The 3860-nt window shown below is 24.1% G+C and carries 3 protein-coding genes; all 3 read left to right on the top strand.

Going from position 1 to position 3860, the window contains the following annotated elements:
* Positions 1-566: 566 nt before the first annotated feature.
* Entirely contained in the window at positions 567-1679 is a 1113-nt protein-coding gene (locus AC5LAX_RS03520; protein WP_193526122.1) for a hypothetical protein, read from the top strand.
* Positions 1680-1854: 175 nt separating this feature from the next.
* Positions 1855-2508: a DarT1-associated NADAR antitoxin family protein gene (locus AC5LAX_RS03515; RefSeq protein ID WP_018998823.1), complete on the top strand. Its 654-nt coding sequence runs from the start codon at positions 1855-1857 to the stop codon at positions 2506-2508.
* Between the two features lie 23 nt (positions 2509-2531).
* On the top strand, positions 2532-3767 hold the full coding sequence (locus AC5LAX_RS03510) for a hypothetical protein (RefSeq protein WP_288908989.1): 1236 nt from the start codon (positions 2532-2534) through the stop codon (positions 3765-3767).
* Positions 3768-3860 lie beyond the last annotated feature (93 nt).

The following is a 3860-nucleotide window of genomic DNA, read 5'->3' as shown; positions in this document are numbered from 1 at the left end:
TTTATATTTCATAAAAATATTATATAACTGTTAAAAATATAATACAATAAAAAATAATGATATCGAATCATTGTTTTTTAGCGAGCTTATATCCCCATAAATAAATTTAGGGGCTTTACGCTCGCATTTGGTAAAAGAATTGACATCAGAACAGTAGGAGAGCGTAAAAAAAGAAATATCTCCCAAAAGGTGAACCTAATGAAATAAAGAATTTTAAAGAGGAAACAGTGATTGTTTGGTATTTTGAAGATGAAAAAAGATTATATGTTTTAAATTCAAAATTTGTTACAATATTTATAAAAAATGATGTTTTAGCTGTTTTAGATGTATATAATATATCCATATCAATTATTGATTTTATAAATATTATTACTAATCTTCCTAAAAGTATAATTTAATATTTGTATAAGTTACTATATATCTTTATACTAAACATGAATTATATAAATATGTAGTTCATGCTTAGTATTTTTATAAGATTTTTAAATTTTATGTTGTGTTTTGATTTTTTAGGAATATGTAATGAGAATTTATGATTATAGTTTTATTTTGAAAGGATTTTTATTATGACCAAAGAAACAACAACTAAAATTGCATCTCTTTTTGATTTTATTGAATATTGTGATTATAAAAATTATCCATGTAATGATTTTAAATTATATTATATGAAGAATTTTTTTAAAGATGAATTTGAAATATATCTTATGAAGAAAAAGATATCATCCCAAACAGTTTTTGGTTATCCTATTTTGCCTTATGTTTTTAGCGTTGAATGTTGTTCTTGCGGTGGTGCAATGGCAGAAAAGTATATTTTTACTGAAGAATTGACACCTGAACAATTTGAAAATTTAAAAGAGGAATTATCTCAAAAATATGGTAAATATGATGAGATAAAAAATTTTACAAACGGTGTTACAATAGTTTGGCGTGTAGAGTCTGATTTATATGCGTTAAACTCTAAAGAATTTACTAAAATTTTATATAAATATAATATGCAATGTATCTTTGAGGCTTTAAGATATTTTAGAAAATACGATTTAGTAATAGATATTATTGATTTAATAAAGCTTATGATAAATTTAGATAAAGAAAAATATGAAACAACATATGACTATGGATATATATATGATTGTGCTCCATATGGTGAAGACGAGCTTACTGAAGAAGAAAAACGCCAATTTATAGAAGATTTAGAGGCATACTATAGAGGCGAATATGAAGCAGAACTAGAGTTTATAGATATACCTAGGGCTAAAATGAAGAATTTATTTGAACATAAGGATATATATATTAGGGAAATAGAAACATCAGAAAAATTTAGTTCGCTATATGGTCAAAAGATATCAGAGTATACAAATACGATTAAGAGTTTTATCAATGGATTGATAGCAATAAACATGCCTTTTATAAAAGAACTAACATCAGAACAGTATGAAAATGTAAAAAAAGAAATGTCAAAAGAACATGGCGAGCCTGATGAAATAATAGATTTTAAAGAAGGTACAGTAATAATATGGTATTCTCAAGATATGAAAGATATATCATATGCTTTAAATCCAAAATCGATTATTATATTTATAGAAGATTATGTTTTATATGCTTTAGATGGATATCGTATTTCGATATCAAATGCTGAATTTGTAAATTTGGTTGCTAATAAATCTCAAAATATAAGTTGATATTTTTAAAAATTATAATTAAGCATGAATTGTATAATATATGGTTCATGCTTAATATTTTATATTTCATATGTTTTTAAAGGAATTTTATTATAAAAAAAGAATTTATTATTATAGGTATGTATATTATTGAATATTTAAAAATTTTTATTGAATATAATTAGGAGTATTTATCATGGCAAAAAGACCTGTTTATATTGTTTCAGATACTAAACCGTATTGTAAATGTAAAATGATAGATTTTGAATATTCTAAGGGTACTTCCATAAAACAAAAACAAAAGAATATAAAAAGTTTACATGAAGTTTTTATGGTATCAAATCCCAATAGTAAAATATTGGAAATCTCTAGTAAATCGGAAAATCCATTAGGTGTTGCATTAAGTGCTTTTAATTTAATGGTAAAAAATAAAAATGGAGAAGATTTATTTTCGGTAGAAGCAGCTTTTCAAGCAAGTAAAGTTTTTGAAAAAGGTGGACCATATACTGATTTATTATATGTTTCATCAAAAGAAGCTAAAAAAGATAAAAGATTAAAAACTAGTGGCTCTATAATAGGTTTTAATTTTCAAGGAGAAGAATTTATTTCACGACCAAAAACTTTTTTTTATAGTTGGCTATATATAAATGCTTTAATTTCTAATAAAGAATTAGCAGAAGCAATCATGGATTTTGATGCATTTACAGATATAGAATTTAATCCGCAAAAATCATTAAATTGTCAGGCTGAAGCAGTAGCTTTATTTGTAGCGTTAAAGAAAAATGATTTGTTAGAAAAAGCATTAAAGGATAAAAATAGTTTTAGGCAAATTGTATATTTTGTTGATTGATATTATCTATGGGAGGTTTTCTTATGCAGATAAAATTAAAAAATGTAGATAAGATAAAAAAAGCAGACATGCAATTAGAAGGTATAACAATTATCTTAACTTCAAAAAATGTACCTTCTGATATTATTGGTAATGTGATTTTTTGTAGCGATATCTTATTGAGTCATTATGTAGATAAGTTATATGAGCATAGAGCCTTTGAAGTTGTTGAAATATGTACAGAAAATGATAGTTTTAATTCTTTATCAAATACAAATAAGTTATATTTATTTAATAAATTTGATAGAGAGCTTAGAAAAAAAGTTCGTTTGTATAATACTATAGAAGAAGAAATTAGAGAGATTTTAAATATATTTGATACTATCTTAAATCAGAAATCATCAATAGCAAAACAAATAAATATCAAAGATTATTTAGATAAGATAAACCAGTTATTACATAATAAATTACAGCAAAGTTTCATAGAGATAGTTAAAACAAAGATAAAAACAGAATTTATGCCTAAGGTTTCTTTTGAAAATAGCGATATGCAAATAGAATTTATTGAAGATGATAAGATAAAAAGATTTATACAGGAGGAGCGTCAATGCATAGAAATAAAAGTTTCAAATAAAAGTAATGCAGTAATGAACATGGAGTCGTTGGGTATTTGTGATATCCTAACAAATGGTTATAGAAAAGACTTCACTTATAGCGAGAAAAAATTATATAAAAGAGTATTAGAAGTTTGTTTTGTATCAAATGGAAATAGTGTTTCTTTGATAAATGATGTATCTGATAGAGAAAATCTAGAAGTTTATGGTATCAATGAAGATATAATTAATAAATTTTATGATATTTTAGATAAAGTAGTAGATAGTATTGAAAAAGATTCAAATGAAGAATATTATCTTGTTTATAAATACTTAAATAAAAAAATTAATATGACAGATGCTCCTAGAGATTTACGATGCTTTGTGGATTTTAAAATCTTATTAGAACGATATTTCTTTTGTGGTCATAAATGGGCAAAACCTAAAATAATTGTTTTTAAAGAGCCTGAAAGTTATTTAAATAATACTTGGCAGGATTTATATGCTGAATTTGTTGTTTTATTGCAAAAATATATAATTCCGAATTTGATTATAAGAACAGAAAATAAAGATTTAATGGCTAAAATAAAACATTACATCAAAATTCATGATAGTATAGCAAAGGTTAACGTATATGAAGCCGTGAAAAATAATGATGGCTTTAATCTAAATAAGTTAATTGATTAATAAATAAAAATTACCAAATGCGAGCGTAAAGCCCCTAAATTTATTTATGGGGATATAAGCTCGCTAAAAAACAATGATTCGATATCATTGTTT

The organism is Megamonas sp., from assembly GCF_986095205.1.
The sequence above is the reverse complement of the archived record's forward strand: the minus strand, read 5'-3'. Positions and strand labels throughout refer to the sequence as shown.